This window comes from Bacillus sp. FG16, from assembly GCF_057809515.1.
In genome coordinates this window covers 1-380 of record NZ_JBMDKC010000370.1, presented here as the reverse complement: position 1 = coordinate 380, position 380 = coordinate 1, and the positions used below count along the sequence as shown (strand labels likewise).

The following is a 380-nucleotide window of genomic DNA, read 5'->3' as shown; positions in this document are numbered from 1 at the left end:
ATGGACGTCCACTACTTCAACCAGATCCAACAAATCCAACTCGTAAGTTATTTTCTGGTAAGCCCGTTATTGTTTTGTCTAATAAAACAATTGCTACGGATAAAGATGGGAAAGCACCTTTCATTGTTGGTGATTTAAAAGAAGCAGTTATTCTTTGGGATAGAAAACAATTATCTATTGATATGACCAAAGAAGGTGGAAATGCTTGGAGAACAAACACGTCTGAATTTCGAGCAATCGAACGTGAAGACGTTACATTATGGGATGCAGAAGCAGTTGTGTATGGGCAAATTACGATTACGCCTAAAACAGGGGCTTAATAAGATAGGAGGTGTCCTTCTTGGTACTAACAGTAGAGGAAGCGAAAAAGTATCTTCGTG

The 380-nt window shown here is 38.7% G+C and carries 1 protein-coding gene; it reads left to right on the top strand.

Annotated elements, in window-relative coordinates; translation table 11 throughout:
• On the top strand, positions 1 to 320 hold a 320-nt coding region (locus tag ACODS7_RS32790; RefSeq protein WP_488828743.1), incomplete at its 5' end, for a phage major capsid protein.
• Positions 321 to 380: the final 60 nt, after the last annotated feature.